The following is a 19,742-nucleotide window of genomic DNA, read 5'->3' as shown; positions in this document are numbered from 1 at the left end:
CTACCGCTCCGCCGATGCGGGCGCATCCCGGGCCCGAACGCGACGACCCCGGCGCGTGGCCGGGGTCGTCAGCGGGGCGAGGGGCGTTCGGGCGATCAACCCTCGAAGCTGGTCTCGGAGTAGAGCACCCGCACGCGCTTGGTGTGGGTGACCTGGCTCAGCGCTTCCAGTGCCTTCTGGCCGTAGTCCTTGTTGACGTCGATGACCACGTAGCCGATGCGCTCGTTGGTCTGCAGGAACTGGCCGAGGATGTTGATATCGTTCTCGGACAGCACCCGGTTGATCTCGGACATCACGCCCGGCACGTTGTCGTGGATGTGCAGCAGGCGATGCTTGCCCGGGTGCGACGGCAGCGCCACCTCGGGGAAGTTGACCGAGGTGATGGTGGTGCCGTTGTCGGAGTAGGTCACCAGCTTCTCGGCGACCTCGATGCCGATGTTCTCCTGGGCTTCCAGGGTGGAGCCGCCGATGTGCGGGGTGAGGATGACGTTGGACAGGCCGCGCAGCGGGCTGACGAACTCCTCGTTGTTGCCCTTGGGCTCGACCGGGAAGACGTCCACGGCGGCGCCGTTGAGGCGGCCGGCCTCGAGCGCCTCGGCCAGGGCCTCGATCACCACCACGCTGCCGCGGGAGGCGTTGATCAGGATGCTGCCCGGCTTCATCAGCGCGATCTGTTCCTCGCCGATCATCCAGCGGGTGGAGGGCAGGTCCGGCACGTGCAGGCTGACGATGTCGGCGCGGGCCAGCAGCTCCTCGAGGCTGCCCACCTGGCGGGCGTTGCCCATGCCGAGCTTGGTCACCACGTCGTAGTAGATGACGTCGAAGCCGAGCGATTCGGCCAGCACCGAGAGCTGGGCGCCGATGCTGCCGTAGCCGACGATGCCGAGCACCTTGCCGCGGGCCTCGTGGGAATTCTTGGCCGACTTCAGCCAGCCGCCCTCGTGGGCACGGGCGCTCTTCTCGGGGATGCCGCGCAGCAGCATGATCGATTCGGCCAGCACCAGCTCGGCCACCGAGCGGGTGTTGGAGTAGGGGGCGTTGAAGACCGGGATGCCGCGCACCAGGGCCGCGTCCAGGTCGACCTGGTTGGTGCCGATGCAGAAGCAGCCCACGGCCACCAGCTTCTCGGCGGCGCTGAACACGCGCTCGTTGAGCTGGGTACGGGAGCGGAGGCCGATGAAGTGGACGTCGCGAATCTTCTCGATCAGCGTTTCCTCGTCCAGCGAGGTCGGCAGGTGCTCGATGTTGGTGTACCCGGCATTGAGGAAGTGGTCCACCGCGCTCTGGTGGATGCCCTCGAGCAGCAGAATCTTGATCTTGCTCTTGTCCAGGGACGTCTTGGCCATGGTCGAATCAACCCTTCTACGGTGCGCGCCGCATGCCGCTCAGGCCGGTGCTGGCGCCCTTCGCCAGGGCGGAAGCCTGAACCGCTGTCGGCTCGAAATGAGGTGGCTAATGCTACCACAGCGCGGAAATCCCGGGATGAAAATGCTGCGTCGCCGACTTGAGCCGCATGCATGATAAGGCCCGCCCGGCGTGCCGTGCGGGGGCCGTCCGCCCCGGCACGCCCGGGGCAGACGACCCCCGGGGGGGAGCGTGTATACTGTCGCCCTCATGGTGGGAGCGACCGACGAGGAAAGCCATGGCGGAACAGCAAAGCCGGCCCCGGGGCGAGGCAGACAGTCCCTCCGAAGGCGAGGCCGCACCGGCGGACTTCGCCGCGACCGTCGAGCGCCTGGAGGCGCTGGTGGAGCGGCTGGAGTCCGGCGAACTGACCCTCGAGGGCTCGCTGGAAGCCTTCGAGAAGGGCGTGCGCCTGACCCGCGACGCCCAGCGCCGCCTCGACGAGGCCGAACTCAAGGTGCGCACCCTGACCGAAGGCGAGGGCGGCGGCATCGATCTGCAGCCCTTCGCCCCGCCCGCGGAGGACGATGGTGAACGCTGACACCCTGGTGGCGCGACTGGCCGCCGATCGCGCACGGGCCGATGCCCGCCTGGAGACGCTCTTCGCCCGCCGGGAGGTGGCCGATGCCCGCCTCGAGGCGGCGATGCGTCACGGCGTGCTGGTCGGTGGCAAGCGGCTGCGGCCGGTGCTGGTCTACGCCGCCGGCCGCGCCCTGGGCGCCGCCGATGCCGAGCTGGACGCCCCGGCCGCGGCCCTGGAGCTGATCCACGCCTACTCGCTGGTCCACGACGACCTGCCGGCGATGGACGACGACGACCTGCGTCGCGGCCAGCCCACGGTGCATCGCGCCTATGACGAGGCCACGGCGATCCTCGCCGGCGACGCCCTCCAGGCGCTGGCCTTCGAGGTGCTGGCCGAGACCGCCCATCCGCGGCTGCCGGCGATGATCGCCACCCTGGCCCATGCCGCCGGCCGCGACGGCATGGTCGCCGGACAGGCGCTGGACCTGGCCGCGGTGGGCGGCCACCCTGATGTCACCGCGCTGGCCACCATGCATCGCCACAAGACCGGCGCGCTGATCCGCGCCGCGGTGCGCCTGGGGGGCCTGGTCGCGGTGGCCGACGACGACCCCCGGCTGGCGGCCCTGGCGCGCTACGCCGAGGCCATCGGCCTGGCCTTCCAGGTCCATGACGACGTGCTCGACGTCACCGGCGACACCGAGACGCTGGGCAAGGCCTCCGGCGCCGACGCCGCCCGCGCCAAGCCCACCTATCCGAGCCTGCTGGGGCTCGAGGGTGCGAGGGCCCGGGCCGACGAGCTGGTCGAGGAGGGCGTGGCGTCGCTGGCGCCGCTGGGCGAGGCCGCCGCGCCCCTGGCCGAACTGGCCCGATACATGATCGAGCGTGACCACTGAGGCGGCCCGCGGCCGCCCTGACAGATAGAGTCTTCATGAAGCTGTTCGATGACATTCCGCTCGAGCGCCCGGCCACGCCGCTGCTCGACACCCTGGAAACGCCGGCCGCCCTGCGCGCCATGGACGATGCCCAGCTCGCTCGGGTGGCCGACGAACTGCGCGCCTACCTGCTCTACAGCGTGGGCGTCTCGGGCGGGCACTTCGGTGCCGGCCTCGGCGTCGTGGAGCTCACCGTGGCGCTGCATCATGCCCTCGAGACGCCCCACGACCGCCTGGTGTGGGACGTCGGCCACCAGGCCTATCCGCACAAGATCCTCACCGGGCGCCGCGAGGCCATGACCGGCATCCGCCAGTACGGCGGGCTGGCCGCCTTCCCGCGGCGCGCCGAGTCCGAGTACGACACCTTCGGCGTCGGCCACTCCAGCACCTCGATCTCCGCGGCGCTGGGCATGGCGCTGGCGTCCCGGGCCCGCGGCGAGAACCGCCGCGCCTGCGCGGTGATCGGCGACGGCGCCCTGACCGCGGGCATGGCCTTCGAGGCCCTGGCCCACGCCGGTCACGTCGACGCCAACCTGCTGGTGGTGCTCAACGACAACGAGATGTCGATCTCCGAGAACGTCGGCGGCCTGGCCAGCTACCTGGCACGGATACTGGCCAGCAAGCCCTACACCAGCATGCGCGAGGGCGGCAAGAAGGTGCTCTCGCACCTGCCCGGCGCGCTGGAGCTGGCGCGGCGCACCGAGGAACACATGAAGGGCATGGTCAGCCCGGCCACGCTGTTCGAGGAGATGGGCTTCAACTACATCGGCCCCATCGACGGCCACGACCTGCCGGCGCTGCTCCACACCCTGCGCAACATGCGCGACCTGGACGGCCCGCAGTTCCTGCACGTGAAGACCCGCAAGGGCCGCGGCTTCCTGCCCGCCGAGGCCGATCCCATCGGCTACCACGCGATCACCAAGCTGGAGAAGGGCGAGCCGCAGAAGAAGGACACCCCGCCGCCGCTCAAGCCGGCGCCTGCGCCCGAGCCGGAACCCAAGCCCAAACCGAAAAAGTACTGCAACGTCTTCGGCGACTGGCTGTGCGACATGGCGGCGGCGGACGAGCGGTTGATCGGCATCACCCCGGCGATGCGCGAGGGCTCCGACCTGATCCGCTTCTCCCAGGAATACCCGGAGCGCTACTTCGACGTGGCGATCGCCGAGCAGCACGCGGTGACGCTGGCCGCCGGCATGGCCTGCGAGGCCATGAAGCCGGTGGTGGCGATCTACTCCACCTTCCTGCAGCGCGGCTACGACCAGCTGATCCACGACGTGGCGGTGCAGGAGCTGGACGTGACCTTCGCCATCGACCGCGCCGGCCTGGTCGGCGAGGACGGCCCGACCCACCACGGCGCCATGGACCTGTCCTTCCTGCGCTGCGTGCCGGGCCTGGTGGTGCTGGCGCCGGCCGACGAGGCCGAGTGCCGGGCCATGCTCAGCGCCGCCTACCATCACGCCGGTCCCGCCGCGGTGCGCTATCCGCGCGGCACCGGCCCGGGCAGCGAGATGCCGGCGCACCTCGAGCCGCTCGCCATCGGCGAGGCGCAGACCCGCCGGCGCGCCGGCGGCGAGGGCCCGAGGGTCGCCCTGCTGGCCTTCGGCAGCCTCAACGTCCCGGCCGCCGAGGTGGCCGAGCGGCTCGACGCCAGCCATCTGAACATGCGCTCGGTGAAGCCGCTGGACCGCGCGGCGGTGCTGGCCGCCGCCGCCGAGCACGACCTGCTGGTGACCCTGGAGGAGAACGTGGTCGCCGGCGGCGCCGGCAGCGGCGTCAACGAACTGCTGATGGCGGAGGGCCACCGCGGCGCGGTGCTCAACCTGGGGCTGCCCGACGCCTTCGTCGAACACGGCAAGCCCGCCGAGCTGCTGGCCGAGTGCGGCCTCGACGCCGACGGCATCGAGGCGGCGATCCGCCGCCGGCTGGCGGGCGATGCCACCCAATCGGGAGAAGCCTCATGAGAATCATGATATTCATCGGCGCCCTGCTGGGCTTCCTGATCGGCGGGCCGCTGGGCCTGCTGATCGGCGGCGGCCTGGGCTACTGGCTGGCGCGCCGCCTGCGCAAGAGCATGCTCGGTAAGCTGGCCGGGGTGCAGGCGCAGTTCCTCGAATCGACCTTCGCGGTCATGGGCTGCCTGTGCAAGGCCGACGGCCGGGTCTCCGAGGACGAGCTCGAGGCCTCGCGCACCCTGTGGGACCGCCTGCGCCTCAACGAGCAGCAGCGCGCCAAGGCGCGGACCGACTTCAATCGCGGCAAGGCGGCGGACTTCGACCTCGACGCCGAACTGGCCAAGGTGCGCCAGATCGTCGGCGCCCAGCCGGCGCTGCGTCAGGTGTTCCTGCAGGTGCAGCTGGCGGCGATCGCCGCCGACGGCCAGCTGCACCCCGCCGAGCACGAGATGCTGACGCGGGTGATGCGCGGGCTGGGCTGTTCCGAGGAGGAGATCGCCCGCATCGAGGCGATGCTGCGCGGCGGCGGTGGCGCCGGCGCGGCGGCCGAGTCCGGCCCCTCGCTGGAGGAGGCCTACGGGGTGCTGGGGGTGTCGTCCGATGCCAGCGACGCCGAGATCAAGAAGGCCTATCGCCGCCTGATGAGCGAGAACCACCCCGACAAGCTCGCCGCCAAGGGCATGCCGGAGAGCATGCGCGAGGTGGCCAAGGAGCGCACCAGCGAGATCGGCAACGCCTACGAGCGCATCCGCAAGGCCCGCGCCGCGGCCTGATCGCCCCTGGCAGCATGCGTCAACGCGAAGAAGCCCCCGGCCTCGGTCGGGGGCTTCTTGTATCGGGAGGCGAGGCGAGATCGTGCTTGCCGGATCGTTCCGTGCCCCCTAGGATGCGCCTCGCCGTGACCGCGGCGAACGACATGACGACCCCGGAGATTCCCCTGATGTCATTCGGAGCCTTTTCCCTCCTGCCGCCCGTGCTGGCCATCCTGCTGGCGCTGGTGACGCGCAACGTCATTCCGGCGCTGTTCTGTGGCGTCTGGCTGGGCGCCACCATGCTGGCGGGCGGCAACCCCGCGGCCGGCCTCTACGACAGCTTCGGCGACTTCATCATTCCCAGCGTCGGCGACGAATGGAGCGTCACGGTGCTGATCTACTGCGGCCTGTTCGGCGTGCTGATCGGCGTGCTGCAGCGCACCGGCGGCGCCCAGGCGATCGCCCGCGCGATCTCCGCCCGGGTCGCCTCCCGGCGCGGCGCCCAGGGCGCGACCCTGGGGCTCGGGGTGCTGATCTTCTTCGAGGACTACTTCAACGCCCTGACCGTGGGCAGCGTGATGCGGCCGATCACCGATCGCATGCGGGTCTCGCGGGAGAAGCTGGCCTATATCGTGGACTCCACCTCGGCACCGATGTGCCTGCTGGGGCCGGTCTCCACCTGGGTGGTGTTCGTGATGGGCCTGATCGGCACCCAGCTTGCGACCATGGGGCTCGAGGGCTCCGAGTACCTGATCTACCTGTCGTCGATCCCGCTCAACTTCTACGCCTGGCTGGCGCTGGGGCTGATCGTCTTCCTGGTCGTCACCCAGGGCGATTACGGCCCGATGGCCCGCGCCGAGCAGCGCGCGCGCACCACCGGCGAGGTGATGGCCGAGGGCGCCAACCCGCCCTCCGGCCACGAGGTCGAGGAGATGATCTCGGTGCCGGAACATCAGTCTCGCAAGCGCAACATGCTGGTGCCTATCGGCGTGCTGGTGGGGATGATTCCCCCGCTCTTCCTGTGGACCGGCAACTTCCCCGAGAACGACCTGGTCACCGCGGTGGGCGAGGCCGACGGCGGCCAGTCGATCCTGATCGCCACCTTCGTGGCGGTGGCGGTGGGGCTCGTCATGGGCATGGCCCAGAAGCTGTTCGACTTCCGCGAGGCCATGGAGATCGTGGTCGACGGCATCAAGAGCATGACCCTGGTCTACATCATCCTCACCCTGGCCTGGTCGATCGGCAGCGTGACCACCGAGCTCGGCACCGCCGACTACCTGGTGACCCTGGCCGAGGCCAGCATCGCGCCGAGCCTGGTGCCGGTGCTGCTGTTCCTGATCGGCGCCCTGGTGGCCTTCACCACCGGCACCTCCTACGGCACCTTCGCCATCCTGATCCCCATCGCCATGCCGGTGGCCATGGCCATGGACCTGCCGCTGGCGCTGGCCATCGCGGCGGTGCTCAGCGGCGGCATCTTCGGCGATCACTGCTCGCCGATCTCGGACACCACCATCCTGTCCTCGGCGGGGTCGTCCTGCGACCACATCGATCACGTGCGCACCCAGCTGCCCTATGCGGTCACCGCGGGCCTGGCCGGCATCCTGGCGTTCTTCGTCGCCGGCCTGACCGGCAGCGCCCTGATCGGCGGGGCCACCGGCGCCGTCGCGATGGTGGCCACGGCCTTGGTGCTGCGTCGCTGCTGGGGCCTGCCGGCCGAGCGGGCCGCCGCCTGATCGCGCCTGGCAGCATGCGCCAACGCGAAGAAGCCCCCGACCGAGGTCGGGGGCTTCTTGCATCGGGACGCCGGGAGGCGGTCGCGATGTGGCTGGATGCCGGGCGGGGGAGGTGGTTTCCTCAGCCCTGAGTGGCCTGGCGGGCCAGCTCGGTGGCGTCGCCGCTGGAGGCGATGTGGGTCTGCTGCCGCTGGGCATTCAGCCGCAGGCGCGCCTGGGCCATGGCCTCGCTGGCGCCCCAGGTGGCGACGACGTCTTCCTGGCTGGCGTCCTGCGCCGCGGCGCCCTGGACGGTCGCGGTGGACAGCGGCTCCGGATTCAGCATCAGGGCGCGCTCGGAGGCGTTGTCGGCCTGGGCGGCGATGGGCAGGGCGGCGAGCAGCAGGCTGGCGGCGATCATCTTGGTCTTCATGAGGTGTCTCCTCTCTCTGGTCGGTCTTTTCCGTCGGTCTTTGTTTCGTGTGGCGTCCGGTGTGTCCCGGACCGTTCGATGAGGAGAATTATAGTAGCATGCTAAATATAAACAAGAGCACTGTTAGCTATGGCGCCGATAAAGTCGGCCTATCTTGGCCCGGCCCACGCCGTTGAGGGTCGCGAGCAAGCCTGCGAGAGCCTCTGACCGCGCGAGCGCAGGGAGGGCATCAGCCCGGATGGGGCAGCACGTCGACGACCACGGCGGCGAAGTGGCAGGCGCTGCCGCCCATCACGCACAGGTGCCAGGCCGCGTGGTTGTAGGGAATGGCGCGGACGGCGAAGAACACCAGGCCCAGCGAGTAGGTCAGCCCGCCGCCAACCAGCAGCGCCAGGCCGGTGGCGGTAAAGGCGGTCGGAAGCTCGCCGGCGGCGAGCACGATCAGCCAGCCCATCAGCAGGTAGTTGCCCATGTGCAGGCCGCCCAGCGCGAAGGGGCGCATGACCTTCAGGCCGATGCCGGCCACGGCCAGGGTCCAGATCACCGCCAGCAGCGGCGCGCCCACGGAGTCGCGCAGGTTGACCATCAGGAAGGGCGTGTAGGTGCCGGCGATCAGGGCGTAGATCGCGCAGTGGTCGAGCAGGCGGAAGGCGCGCTTGAGGCCGGGATGGCGCGTGCCGTGGTAGAGGGTGGAGGCGGTGTAGAGCAGCACCAGGGTGGTGCCGTAGAGGGAGACCGCGGTGAGCTTGTAGGGGCCGCCGGTCAGTTCGCGGCTGCCCAGCGCGATCAGCGTCACCAGCCCGGCGACGCTGAGCAGGGCGCCCACGCCATGGCTGACGCTGTGCAGCAGCTCCTCCAGGAGCGAATAGCCGGGATCGTCGCGGGGCGAGGGTCGAGGCATGACGGGCACCTCCCTTTGTCCTTCGACGGCGGCGTCGAAGGGGAGGTTCCCGTCAGGTCAGTGCGGAGTCGATCAGGACTTGCGCTCGATATCCACGTCGCTGGCCTGGGTGAAGTCGTCCAGCGCCATCATGTGGCCGAGCTTGCCGGCCTTGGTGGAGAGGTAGTGCTCGTTGTGCGGGTTGAGCCCGGTGGTCAGCCCCACCCGCTCGCTGACCTCGACGCCGACCTGGGTCAGGGCATCGACCTTGCGCGGGTTGTTGGTCATCAGCCGGAGCGCGCCGATGCCCAGCTGCTCGAGCATCGGCAGGCAGAGGTCGTAGCGGCGCAGGTCGGCATCGAAGCCGAGCTGCTCGTTGGCTTCCACGGTGTCGGCCCCCTGGTCCTGGAGGTGATAGGCGCGGATCTTGTTGAGCAGGCCGATGCCGCGGCCTTCCTGACGCAGATACAGCAGCACGCCGCGGCCCTCGGCGGCGATGCGCTTGAGCGCTTCCTGCAGCTGATAGCCGCAGTCGCAGCGCATCGAGAACAGGGCGTCGCCGGTCAGGCACTCGGAATGCACACGGCCCAGCACCGGCGCGCCATCGTCGACGTCGCCCAGGGTCAGGACGATGTGATCCTTGCCGGTGGCCTCGTCTTCGAAGCCGTGCATGGTGAAGGTGGCCCAGGGAGTGGGCAGCCGGGAGGCGGCGATGTAGCGAATCGTCACGGTGTACCTCGATGCATGACCATGGCGTGGCCGATGGATATGCCCGCATTCTATCAGGACGATGACGGGCTCACGAGCAGCCCGTGCGGTTCCGATGGGTTACAATGTCGCCACATTTTCCGTGGATGAGCGCCCGCATGGAACTCAAGAACGATCGCCTTCTGCGCGCCCTGGCGCGGCAGCCCGTGGACCGCACTCCGGTGTGGATGATGCGCCAGGCCGGCCGCTACCTGCCGGAATACCGCGAGGTGCGGGCCCAGGCCGGCAGCTTCATGGACCTGTGTCGCGATCGCGATCGCGCCTGCGAGGTCACCCTGCAGCCGCTGGAGCGCTATCCGCTGGATGCCGCCATCCTGTTCTCGGACATCCTCACCATCCCCGACGCCATGGGCCTGGGGCTCTACTTCGAGACCGGCGAGGGGCCCAAGTTTCGCAAGCCGGTGCGCACCACCGAGGCGGTGGAGGCGCTCACCGTGCCCGACGCCGAGCGCGACCTCGACTACGTGATGAACGCGGTCTCCACGATTCGCCGCGAGCTCAATGGCCGGGTGCCGCTGATCGGCTTCTCCGGCAGTCCCTGGACGCTGGCCACCTACATGGTGGAGGGCGCCTCCAGCAAGGACTTCCGCCACGTCAAGGCGATGCTCTACGACACGCCGGACACCATGCACCGGCTGCTCGACACCCTGGCCCACGCGGTCACCGACTACCTCAACGCCCAGATCCGCGCCGGCGCCCAGGTGGTGCAGATCTTCGACACCTGGGGCGGGGCGCTCTCGACGCCGGCCTACCTGGAGTTCTCGCTGCGCTACATGGAGCAGATCGTCGCCGGGCTGATCCGCGAGCACGAGGGGCGCAAGGTGCCGGTGATCCTGTTCACCAAGAACGGCGGCCAGTGGCTCGAGGAGATGTCGGCCTCCGGCGCCGACGCCCTGGGGCTGGACTGGAGCACCGAGCTGTCCGTCGCCCGGGAGCGGGTCGGCCATCGGGTCGCCCTGCAGGGCAACCTGGACCCCAACGTGCTGTTCTCGCGGCCGTCGGCGATCCGCGCCGAGGTGGCGCGCATCCTCGACAGCTACGGCGAGGGCCCCGGCCACGTGTTCAACCTGGGCCACGGCATCAGCCAGTTCACCGACCCGGATCACGTCAGTGCCTTCATGGACGCCCTGCACGAGCTGAGCCCGGCCTATCACCAACGCATCGCCCATGACTGAGCCCGCCCGGCTCATTGATCTGCTGCGGCGCTGGCACGACCGGCGCCGCCTGTGGGCCGGGCTGGCGCTGGCGGCGGCCCTGACGGTGGCCTGGGGCAGCCTGATGCCGAGCGACGAGCTGCCACGCTCGCTGCCCTGGGACAAGCTCAACCACTTCCTCGGCTACGCCGCCATCGCCGGGCTCGGTGGGCTGGCCGGGCTGCGCCTGCCGCTGGCCTTCGCCGCGGCGGCGCTGTTCGGCGTGGCGATCGAGTTCGCCCAGATCGCGGTGCCCGGGCGCTTCGGCGGCGATCCCGCCGACATCCTGGCCAACGCCTTGGGCGCCGGTTGCGCGGTGCTGGTGCTGGCCGGCCTGCGGAGGGCCTTGCTGCCCGGGCGCGCCTAGACGCCCCTGTACGGTCGCCGCGGCGGCCATGGTTTCCTTTCACTCGTCACCCCGAGGGTTTCCGATGAGTTCCTCTCTTGATACCGGCCCCGACGCTGGCCTCGATTCAGGCCCCGATGCTGGCCTCAATTCCGGTGATTCCGGCTGGTTCACCGAAGTCTTCGATAGCCACGGCAGCGCCTTCTCGCTGAAGGTCTCCGAGAAGCTGCACGAGGTGCAGAGCCCCTATCAGCACCTCGAGGTCTACGCGACCGAGACCTTCGGCAACCTGCTGGTGCTCGACGGCTGCGTGATGCTGACCGACCGCGACAACTTCCTCTATCACGAGATGATCGCCCATCCGGCGCTGTTCACCCACGCCGATCCGAAGCGGGTGGTGATCATCGGCGGCGGCGACTGCGGCACCCTGCGCGAGGTGCTGCGTCATCCCGGGGTCGAGAAGGTCACCCAGATCGATATCGACGAGGAAGTGACCCGGGCCTCCGAGCGCTTCTTCCCGGCGCTCGTCGAGTCCAACGGCGACCCGCGCGCCGAGCTGCGCTTCGACGACGGGGTGAAGTGGATCGAGGAGGCGGACGACGACAGCATCGACGTGCTGATCATCGACTCCACCGACCCGGTGGGCCCCGCCGAGGGCCTGTTCAAGACCGACTTCCTGCGCCGCTGCCATCGCGTGCTGCGCCCGGGCGGCGTGCTGGTGCAGCAGAGCGAGTCGCCGCTCTACCACAGCGGTTCGATCATCCGCGAGCTGCGCCATGACATGCGCGAGGCCGGCTTCGACAGCGTGGCCACGCTGCCCTTCCCGCAGCCGGTCTATCCCTCCGGCTGGTGGAGCGTGACCCTGGCCGGCAAGGCGACCGACGTGGCCAGCTTTCGCGAGGTGGAGGCCGCGGCCAGCGAGATGCCGCTCGACTACTACACCGTCGAGGCCCATCGCGGCGCCCTGGCGCTGCCGCCCTTCATGCGCCGGCTGCTGGCGGACTGAGCGAGCCTGGCAGAGACGTGAAACGACGAACCCCGGCCAAGGCCGGGGTTCGTCGCTTCAGGGCGGGCGCCCGCTTTGCGGCAGACAGCGCCTAGAGCCGCGGCTCGTTGGCGGGCGCCGGTTCCGCGTGGCCGCCGGCCAGGTCCAGGCTCGGCTCGTCGTGGCGGCGCTGTGGCGGCGCCTGGCCCGCCACCCGGGCCGGGCTCAGCACCGCGTCCTCGGCGTCGACCTCGCGGGCGCCGGGGACCCAGGCGTGCTCCCGGTCGTGGACCGCGGGGCGGTGCTCGATCGAGCGGGTGACCACCGAGCCGGCGGAGAAGCCGGCGCGCTGGGCGGCCAGATGATGGGGCAGCAGCCACAGCTCGGCCAGCAGCCGCAGGGCGACCATGGCCAGCAGCGTCGCGCCGCCGCCTAGGGCCAGTTCGGGCCAGGCCTCGCGCCAGCCGGACTCGGCCAGCCACGGCGTGTGCGGGGCCAGCCACAGGCCGCCGGCCGCCAGCAGGCCGAGCTGCAGCATGGCGTGGCAGAACAGCAGGGTGCGACGCGGCAGGGGATGCCGCGGGAACAGGAAGTGGCGCATATCGTGTCCTCCGGGAGTCGGCCGTCGGGATGCCGGGCAGTCGTGCCGGCGCTCCGTGCCGGCGAGGGCGGCATCCTACCCCAGCCGGCGGCCGCGCGGCAGTGTCCGCGGATGCCGACGGCGGGTGTCGCCGTTTGACGCTGGGCGGCGTCTTGCCAATGCTGTGGGAGAAGAGTGGCGAGCCCCTCACCGCTCTCTCATGCCCAGACAAGGAGCGACGATGACGACCTATATCGTGGTGGCCGATGCGGCCCGGGCCCGGGTATTCACCCGCGATGCCCTCAAGCTCGAAGAGAAGGACAGCCTGGTGCACGCCGAGGGGCGCCTGCACGAGGGCGACCTGGTGACCGACCGCGAAGGCGACGTGCATGAATCGTCCGCCACCTCCGCCCGTTCCGCCGGCGGCGAGAGCACGGCCTCCGACCATCACGAGGCGCTGTTCGCCCGCGAGGTGGCCGACCGCCTCTACCGCGCGCGGGTCGAGAACACCCTGGAGAAGCTGATCCTGGTGGCGCCGCCGCGCTTCCTCGGCCTGCTGCGCGACAAGCTCGACGGCCCCACCGCCAAGACGGTCATCCACTCCCTGGCCAAGGACCTGACCAAGGCCAGCGTCGAGGACATTCGCGAGGCGGTCAGCGACCTGCGCTGAGCCGGCGCCGACACGCCGCGGCGGTTTTCCGCCCGGAGGCGTCAAGTCTCCGGGCGGCCTGCTTCCCACGGACCTCGATTAGCTCTTGGCTATCGTCAGCATCGCCCTATTCAATTTAACCAATGAACGGGGGCTGGTTATTCTGACCGCGTCTTCACCACACATCCCCTCAATCAGGAGATAGACGCGATGTCACTGCTCAATACCGAAGTCAAACCGTTCAACGCCACCGCTTATCACAACGGCGATTTCGTCGAGGTCAGCGAAGAGAGCCTGAAGGGCCAGTGGAGCATCTTCTTCTTCTATCCGGCCGACTTCACCTTCGTCTGCCCGACCGAGCTGGGTGACCTGGCCGACAACTACGACGAGTTCAAGAAGCTCGGCGTCGAGATCTACGGCGTGTCCACCGACACCCACTTCACCCACAAGGCCTGGCACGACAGCTCCGAGACCATTGGCAAGCTCCAGTACCCGATGCTGGCCGACCCAACCCACGTCGTGTCGCGCAACTTCGAGGTGCTGATCGAGGAAGCCGGCGTTGCAGACCGCGGCACCTTCGTCGTCGATCCGGACGGCAAGATCCAGATCATCGAGCTGAACGCCGGCAACATCGGCCGTAACGCCGAAGAGCTGCTGCGCAAGGTCAAGGCCGCCCAGTACGTCCGCGCCAACCCCAACGAGGTCTGCCCGGCCAAGTGGGAAGAAGGCGAAGAGACCCTGGCGCCGTCCCTGGACCTGGTCGGCAAGATCTAAACGGACTGCCGATCCGCGCATCCGTCACGGATCGCCGATCTTCAGCGGGAGTCGCAGGCTCCCGCGCCCCGTTACCCCGCCGAGGCGCTGCGCCTCGATCGCCCAACCAGTCGCGCAAGCGAGATCGGGGCGACGTCCCGGCGGGGCCCGATTCCGGTTTTTCCTGACATTGCTTCCGGGTGCGAGCCCTTCGCGACCCGCACGGGGAAGTCGTGTCTGCGAGTCACATATCATCAAGGATTGCCGCCGTTATGTTGGACGACTCTCTGAAGCAACAGCTGAAAGCCTATCTCGGCAAGGTCACGCAACCCTTTGAGCTGGTCGCCACCCTGGATGACGGCGACAAGTCCAAGGAACTGCACGCTCTGCTCGAACAGATCGCGGGCCTTTCCGACAAGATCACCCTGTCCACCGAGGGCGGCGACCGGCGCGTGCCGTCCTTTGCCCTGCACCGCGACGGCGAGCCCACCGGCGTGGTCTTCGCCGGCATCCCCATGGGCCACGAGTTCACCTCGCTGGTGCTGGCCCTGCTGCAGGTGGGTGGCCATCCGCCCAAGGCCAGCGACGAGGTCATCGAGCAGATCCGTGCCCTCGACGCCGACCTGCACTTCGAGACCTACTTCTCGCTGTCGTGCCAGAACTGCCCGGACGTGGTCCAGGCGCTGAACCTGATGGCGATCCTCAACCCGCGCATCTCCCACGATGCCATCGACGGCGCCCTGTTCCAGGACGAGGTCGAGGCCCGCGAGGTGATGTCGGTGCCGAGCGTGTTCCTCAACGGCGAGACCTTCGACCAGGGCCGCATGAGCCTCGAGCAGATCCTGGCCAAGGTCGACACCGGCGCCGTCGAGCGCGAGGCCGCCAGGCTCAACGACAAGCCCGCCTTCGACACGCTGATGATCGGCGGCGGCCCGGCCGGCGCCGCGGCGGCCGTCTATGCGGCGCGCAAGGGCATCCGCACCGGCGTGGCCGCCGAGCGCTTCGGCGGCCAGGTACTGGACACCCTGTCGATCGAGAACCTGATCTCGGTGCCCCACACCGAGGGCCCCAAGCTGGCCGCGGCGCTGGAGGAGCACGTCAAGGAATACGACGTCGACATCATGAACCTGCAGCGCGCCGTCGAGCTGGTGCCGGGCGAGCCGGGCGCCGATCACGAGGTGCGCTTCGAATCCGGTGCCAGCCTCAGGAGCAAGACCCTGGTACTGGCCACCGGCGCCCGCTGGCGCGAGATGAACGTGCCGGGCGAGGCCGAGTACCGCAACAAGGGCGTGGCCTACTGCCCGCACTGCGACGGCCCGCTGTTCAAGGGCAAGCGCGTGGCGGTGATCGGCGGCGGCAACTCCGGCGTCGAGGCGGCCATCGACCTGGCCGGCATCGTCGGGGAGGTCACGCTGATCGAGTTCATGGACGAGCTGCGCGCCGACGAGGTGCTGCAGAAGAAGCTCTCAAGCCTGCCCAACGTCGAGGTGATCAAGGGCGCGCGCACCACCGAGGTCAACGGCGACGGCAACCGCGTCACCGGCCTGAGCTATGAGGAGCGCGCCTCCGGCGAGCTGCGCGAGCTGGCCCTCGAGGGCGTCTTCGTGCAGATCGGCCTGGTGCCCAACACCGAGTGGCTGAAGGACTCGCCCATCGAGCTCTCCGAGCGCGGCGAGATCGTGGTCGACGAGCGCGGCATGACCTCGGTGCCCGGCATCTTCGCCGCCGGCGACGTGACCACCGTGCCCTACAAGCAGATCGTGATCGCCATGGGCGAGGGCTCCAAGGCCGCCCTGGGCGCCTTCGATCACCTGATCCGCAGCTGATCGCCCCGCCGTTCGGGCTCGACGCCCTCGCCGCTTCGCGGCGGGGGCGTCCTGCGTTGGGCGAGAGGAAAACGGTGGCAGGAAACCGGGCGTCCTCAGCCCCCGCGGCAGAGCGTCTCCATGCGGGCCAGCGCGGCGTCGGCGCCGTTGAGGCTGAAGACCAGGAACCAGTGGTCGTCCTCGGCGCGATGGATGCGCAGGCGCAGCGTCTCGCCGTCGCGCATCTCGTCGAGCGCCTCGTCGGTGTCGGGCAGCACCAGGCGCGCGTAGAAGCCGCTGTTGCCGCGCTCGGTGATGAACTCGGCCCGGCCCTGGTGGACCCAGCCCTGATCGATCAGCAGGTCCACCGGCACCCGGTTGACGGTGCCGGTCTCGGCCTGGACCTCGTCGAGCTCGACGCGCAGCTCGAGCCAGGGGCGATCGCAGGCGCCCGGCGTGGCGTTGACGCTGAACACGCTGTCGCTATAGCTGTGCTGCTCGATGGCGCGCACGTGGCGTTCGTCGCCCAGCCGCAGCATCAGCGAGTGCCAGTCGCCGTGGGCCCGGGCGTCGTCGACGTTGAAGGTCTCGGCCGCGGCCGGGGCGGCGAGGGCGAAGGCCAGCAGGACACTCGGCAAGCGGGGCATCAGGCCGCGCGTCAGCCGGCGGCCAGACCGTGAGCGGAGAAAGCGTGGGCGAAGAGCAGGTGGGCGTGAGGAGAGCATGCGGGCATCCATGACCGTGGCGTCGGGAGACTAGCACGGGATTCCGAGAGCTGTCCTGCGGCTCAGGGCTGATCCGGCGACAAGCCTTGAGGAGGCGCTGTGAATACTTCCCTGTACGCTACCGACGCCGTCCCTGGCGTAGGACCTCCTCGCCGGCTTGTCTCCGGCGCCCTTCATATCCCGACAGGTCACGAGGCCTGTGAGGCGTCCTCGATATTCAGCAGCTGGATCAGCTCGGCGCGCCGCTGGCCCAGCAGGTCGGCGAGGGTGTAGCGGTCGAGCACCGACAGGAAGGCCGCCAGGGCCTCGCCGAGGATCGGCTGCAGCCGGCAGGCGGGGGTGATGGTGCAGGCGTTGTCGTCGCGGAAGCACTCCACCAGGCCGAGGTCGGGCTCGGTGTCGCGCACCAGCCCGCCCAGCGAGATCTCGCCGGGCGCCCGGTTCAGCCGCAGCCCACCGTGCTTGCCGCGGGTGGCGCTGAGGTAGCCGAGCCGGTTGAGCTCCTGCACCACCTTCATCAGGTGGTTGCGCGAGATGGCGAAGCGCTCGGCGATCTCGGCGATGGTGGCGCGGGCCTCTGGCGGCTCCGGCGTCGGCTCGTCGTCCTTCACGGCCAGGTAGATCAGCACGCGCAGGGAGTAGTCGGTGAAGTGGGTCAGGCGCATTCCATTCTCCAGGCGCGGCGAGGCAGGCGGGACTCGGGACGATTCTAGCACGCCCGTGCCGGCCTCCCGGAGCAGGCCCGTTGCCGCAGCGGGGCGCGCTCGAGCGGCCGAATTGATCGGCATCAACTCCGCGCGGAAAGGCGCCAACGGCCAAGATCGGGGCTGGCATAATGCGCTCAGGCGGCGACGGCGCGGGCCGTCGCCAGCGTTACCGGAGGTCCGATCATGCCCCAGCCACAGCCGTTCATCCGCCCCCTCGTCGAGAAGTACGACCGCCCCGGGCCGCGCTATACCTCCTATCCCACGGCGCCGCAGTTCCATGCCGCCTTCGCCGAGGACGATTATCGGGACCAGGCCGCCCTGAGCCATCGCGTCGCCGCGCCCAAGCCGCTGTCGGTCTACGTGCACGTGCCGTTCTGCGAGAGCCTCTGCTACTACTGCGCCTGCCACAAGATCGTCACCCATCGCCGCGAGCGGGCGGCGGAGTATCTGGCCCTGCTGAAACGCGAGATCGCCCTGCAGGCGGCGCTCTTCGACGGTGAGCGCTCGCTGACCCAGCTGCACCTGGGCGGCGGCACGCCCACCTATCTGAACAATGCCCAGCTCAGCGAGCTGATGGACGCCCTGGCGGCGGCCTTTCGCTTCGCGCCGCCCGAGGACAGGGAGTTCTCGCTGGAGGTGGATCCGCGCACCGTCACCCCTGAGCAGCTGCATGAGCTGCGCGGACTGGGCTTCAACCGCCTGAGCGTCGGCGTCCAGGACTTCGACCCCGAGGTGCAGGCGGCGGTCAACCGCGTCCAGGGCGAGGCCGAGGTGGCCGCCCTGATGAAAGCCGCCCGGGACGCCGGCTTCCACTCGGTGAGCGTCGATCTGATCTACGGCCTGCCGCGCCAGACCGTGGCCAGCTTCGCGGCCACCCTCGACAAGATCGTCGCCCTGCGGCCGGATCGCATCGCCACCTACAGCTATGCCCATCTGCCCGAGCGCTTCAAGGCCCAGCGGCTGATCCGCGACCGGGACATGCCGCCGCCCGAGCGCAAGCTCGAGCTGCTGGAGCTGACTGTCCGGCGCCTGACCGAGGCCGGCTACGCCTACATCGGCATGGATCACTTCGCATTGCCCGACGACGAGCTGGTCCGGGCCCAGCGCGAGGGCACCCTGCAGCGCAACTTCCAGGGGTATTCCACCCACGCCGACTGTGACCTGATCGGGCTCGGCGTCAGTGCCATTGGCAAGGTCGGCGACGGCTACAGCCAGAACGTCAAGGAAATCGCCGTCTACCGCGAGCGCCTCGAGGCCGGGCGGCTGCCGGTGCTGCGCGGCTATCGGCTCGACGACGAGGATCGCCTGCGCCGCGACGTCATCCACGCCTTGATGTGCCACGGCCGGGTGGACGTCGACGCCATCGAGGCGCGTCACGGCATCGACTTCGCCAGCCACTTCGCCGATGCCCTCGCGGCCCTGGCGCCGATGCGCGACGACGGCCTGATCACGCTGGGCCAGCGCCGCCTCGAGGTGCGCCCGCCGGGGCGGCTGATGCTGCGCAATCTGGCCATGACCTTCGACGCCTATCTGGGCGGCGAGGCGGTGCGCTACTCGCGGACCGTCTAGGTCCTTCCTGGGGCGTCGCGCGTCGGTACGAGTTTCCTGCTACCGATCCGGCAGCCGTTTGCCTGATCCCTCCGATGCGATAATCAGCGGGCCTTCCGATGGTGAAGCCTGCGCTCTGTGACGATGCTTATCTTGCGTGTAACAAAATGTTGTATGGCGTTATATCACGTCGACGGCGATGGCCGGCGGCGGGGGAGGGCGAGATGCAAGGGTTCAAATTGACTGCCCTGGTCGTCGCCGTGGGCTGTTTGTCAGCCGCCGGCGTACAGGCGCAGTCGGGAGTCGAGGGTTCCGGGGGCAGTACGCTCTCGGAAGACGAGATGGCGCGAGTCGCCAACGATCAACTGACCGAGCCGGCCGGGTCTGGGGGCCTGACCGATGCCGATATCGATGCGCTGCTCGAGGATCTGCCGGCGCCGGCCGCCGGGGGGGGCGGTGGCGGCTGCGGTGGCGGGCTGCTGGAAGGATGCGATGGTGTGTTCCTGCGCCTGGTTGCCGCCGTGCCGAGCGAGGACGTGATTCCCGCGCCGACCATGCCGACCGCGCCGACGGATGACGGAGACGACGGCGGCGACAACCCCGGCGATGACGCCGCCGGCGGCGGCGGCGGTGGTTCCGGTGGCAGCGGCGGTGGTTCCGGCGGCGGCGGCGGTGGTTCCGGCGGCGGCGGTGGTGGTTCCGGCGGCGGTGGCGGTGGTTCCGGCGGCGGCGGTGGTGGTTCCGGCGGCGGCGGTGGTGGTTCCGGCGGCGGCGGCGGTGGTTCCGGCGGCGGCAGCGGTAGTTCCGGCGGCGGTGGTTCCGGAGCCGGTGGCAACGGTGGCAGCGCCGGCGGAGGTGGCGGTGCCGGTGGTACCGGTTCGGGAGCCGGCGGTCGCTTCTGACGCCTGTTGCCCGATGCCGCACCTGGCGCCCGACCCTGATGGTCGGGCGCTTTCTTTTGTGCGCCGAGTTCACGCATGATCCATATCATGTGTGTTGAGAGTGTTTTTCGTCTATATATGGTAGTTGATGGCCTCGCTTCCGTCGTGGCCGGGCATCCATGATGCGCGACCGCGACCGTTCCCCTCACATAGAG

The 19,742-nt window shown here is 69.6% G+C and carries 20 protein-coding genes; 13 read left to right on the top strand and 7 right to left on the bottom strand.

Translation table 11 applies throughout. The features are described 5' to 3' along the window. Window positions 1-95 precede the first annotated feature (95 nt). Window positions 96-1,346: a phosphoglycerate dehydrogenase gene (gene serA, locus UYS_RS0203570; RefSeq protein ID WP_016854121.1), complete on the bottom strand. Its 1,251-nt coding sequence runs from the start codon at window positions 1,344-1,346 to the stop codon at window positions 96-98. A gap of 296 nt (window positions 1,347-1,642) precedes the next feature. Between serA and UYS_RS0203565 the strand changes: the two genes are divergently transcribed. The 5 genes from UYS_RS0203565 to UYS_RS0203545 all read left to right on the top strand — a co-directional run bounded on the left by UYS_RS0203565 (window position 1,643) and on the right by UYS_RS0203545 (window position 7,295). Beyond that, on the top strand, window positions 1,643-1,945 hold the full coding sequence (locus UYS_RS0203565; RefSeq protein WP_016854120.1) for an exodeoxyribonuclease VII small subunit: 303 nt from the start codon (window positions 1,643-1,645) through the stop codon (window positions 1,943-1,945). Then, the gene (gene ispA, locus UYS_RS0203560; protein WP_016854119.1) at window positions 1,932-2,819 is read left to right on the top strand and encodes a (2E,6E)-farnesyl diphosphate synthase; all 888 of its coding nucleotides are present in this window, start codon (window positions 1,932-1,934) and stop codon (window positions 2,817-2,819) included. The genes UYS_RS0203565 and ispA overlap by 14 nt, the downstream gene beginning before the upstream one ends. Before the next feature lie 35 nt (window positions 2,820-2,854). Next, window positions 2,855-4,819: a 1-deoxy-D-xylulose-5-phosphate synthase gene (gene dxs / locus UYS_RS0203555; protein WP_016854118.1), complete on the top strand. Its 1,965-nt coding sequence runs from the start codon at window positions 2,855-2,857 to the stop codon at window positions 4,817-4,819. Further along, a complete protein-coding gene (gene djlA, locus UYS_RS16825) occupies window positions 4,816-5,583 on the top strand; it encodes a co-chaperone DjlA (RefSeq protein WP_040477862.1) in 768 nt (255 codons plus the stop codon). Before dxs ends, djlA begins: the two co-directional genes overlap by 4 nt. 167 nt (window positions 5,584-5,750) lie before the next feature. Beyond that, on the top strand, window positions 5,751-7,295 hold the full coding sequence (locus tag UYS_RS0203545) for a Na+/H+ antiporter NhaC family protein (RefSeq protein ID WP_040477922.1): 1,545 nt from the start codon (window positions 5,751-5,753) through the stop codon (window positions 7,293-7,295). A gap of 121 nt (window positions 7,296-7,416) precedes the next feature. Here UYS_RS0203545 and UYS_RS16820 read toward each other — a convergent pair whose 3' ends face one another. The 3 genes from UYS_RS16820 to ribA form a co-directional block, all read right to left on the bottom strand. After that, entirely contained in the window at window positions 7,417-7,707 is a 291-nt protein-coding gene (locus UYS_RS16820; protein ID WP_016854115.1) for a hypothetical protein, read from the bottom strand. A 229-nt stretch (window positions 7,708-7,936) separates the two neighbouring features. Next, window positions 7,937-8,608, bottom strand: coding sequence for a PAQR family membrane homeostasis protein TrhA (gene trhA / locus UYS_RS0203535; RefSeq protein WP_016854114.1), 672 nt, complete (start codon window positions 8,606-8,608; stop codon window positions 7,937-7,939). Between the two features lie 72 nt (window positions 8,609-8,680). Next, window positions 8,681-9,316 (bottom strand): GTP cyclohydrolase II, encoded by a 636-nt coding sequence (ribA, locus tag UYS_RS0203530; RefSeq protein ID WP_016854113.1) that lies wholly within the window; start codon window positions 9,314-9,316, stop codon window positions 8,681-8,683. A 137-nt stretch (window positions 9,317-9,453) separates the two neighbouring features. Here ribA and hemE point away from each other — a divergent pair, with 137 nt between their 5' ends. The 3 genes from hemE (at window position 9,454) to speE (ending at window position 11,900) form a co-directional block, all read left to right on the top strand. Next, complete coding sequence (hemE, locus tag UYS_RS0203525; protein ID WP_016854112.1) at window positions 9,454-10,530, top strand: uroporphyrinogen decarboxylase; 1,077 nt, start codon at window positions 9,454-9,456, stop codon at window positions 10,528-10,530. Further along, window positions 10,523-10,915: a VanZ family protein gene (locus UYS_RS0203520; protein WP_016854111.1), complete on the top strand. Its 393-nt coding sequence runs from the start codon at window positions 10,523-10,525 to the stop codon at window positions 10,913-10,915. Before hemE ends, UYS_RS0203520 begins: the two co-directional genes overlap by 8 nt. A gap of 64 nt (window positions 10,916-10,979) precedes the next feature. Further along, complete coding sequence (gene speE / locus UYS_RS0203515; protein WP_016854110.1) at window positions 10,980-11,900, top strand: polyamine aminopropyltransferase; 921 nt, start codon at window positions 10,980-10,982, stop codon at window positions 11,898-11,900. Between the two features lie 91 nt (window positions 11,901-11,991). Here the strand turns inward: speE and UYS_RS0203510 are convergent, their stop codons facing one another. After that, window positions 11,992-12,480 (bottom strand): hypothetical protein, encoded by a 489-nt coding sequence (locus tag UYS_RS0203510; protein ID WP_016854109.1) that lies wholly within the window; start codon window positions 12,478-12,480, stop codon window positions 11,992-11,994. 220 nt (window positions 12,481-12,700) lie between these two features. Between UYS_RS0203510 and UYS_RS0203505 the strand changes: the two genes are divergently transcribed. The 3 genes from UYS_RS0203505 (at window position 12,701) to ahpF (ending at window position 15,687) form a co-directional block, all read left to right on the top strand. Beyond that, window positions 12,701-13,129 carry a host attachment protein gene (locus UYS_RS0203505; protein ID WP_016854108.1) on the top strand — a complete coding sequence of 143 codons (429 nt, stop codon included), beginning with the start codon at window positions 12,701-12,703 and terminating at the stop codon, window positions 13,127-13,129. Window positions 13,130-13,318: 189 nt separating this feature from the next. Further along, complete coding sequence (gene ahpC, locus UYS_RS0203500) at window positions 13,319-13,882, top strand: alkyl hydroperoxide reductase subunit C (RefSeq protein WP_016854107.1); 564 nt, start codon at window positions 13,319-13,321, stop codon at window positions 13,880-13,882. Window positions 13,883-14,133: 251 nt separating this feature from the next. Then, a complete protein-coding gene (gene ahpF, locus UYS_RS0203495) occupies window positions 14,134-15,687 on the top strand; it encodes an alkyl hydroperoxide reductase subunit F (RefSeq protein WP_016854106.1) in 1,554 nt (517 codons plus the stop codon). 95 nt (window positions 15,688-15,782) lie between these two features. Here the strand turns inward: ahpF and UYS_RS0203490 are convergent, their stop codons facing one another. Both UYS_RS0203490 and UYS_RS0203485 read right to left on the bottom strand, forming a co-directional pair. After that, window positions 15,783-16,313, bottom strand: coding sequence for an invasion associated locus B family protein (locus tag UYS_RS0203490; protein ID WP_040477861.1), 531 nt, complete (start codon window positions 16,311-16,313; stop codon window positions 15,783-15,785). A gap of 266 nt (window positions 16,314-16,579) precedes the next feature. Continuing rightward, entirely contained in the window at window positions 16,580-17,056 is a 477-nt protein-coding gene (locus tag UYS_RS0203485) for an Rrf2 family transcriptional regulator (protein WP_016854104.1), read from the bottom strand. A 225-nt stretch (window positions 17,057-17,281) separates the two neighbouring features. Between UYS_RS0203485 and hemN the strand changes: the two genes are divergently transcribed. After that, window positions 17,282-18,667, top strand: coding sequence for an oxygen-independent coproporphyrinogen III oxidase (hemN, locus tag UYS_RS0203480; RefSeq protein ID WP_016854103.1), 1,386 nt, complete (start codon window positions 17,282-17,284; stop codon window positions 18,665-18,667). Between the two features lie 320 nt (window positions 18,668-18,987). Further along, complete coding sequence (locus UYS_RS18960; protein ID WP_016854102.1) at window positions 18,988-19,548, top strand: hypothetical protein; 561 nt, start codon at window positions 18,988-18,990, stop codon at window positions 19,546-19,548. Window positions 19,549-19,742 lie beyond the last annotated feature (194 nt).

It is taken from the genome of Halomonas smyrnensis AAD6 (genome assembly GCF_000265245.1).
GTDB lineage: Bacteria > Pseudomonadota > Gammaproteobacteria > Pseudomonadales > Halomonadaceae > Halomonas > Halomonas smyrnensis.
This window is presented reverse-complemented; position numbering and strand designations above follow the sequence as displayed.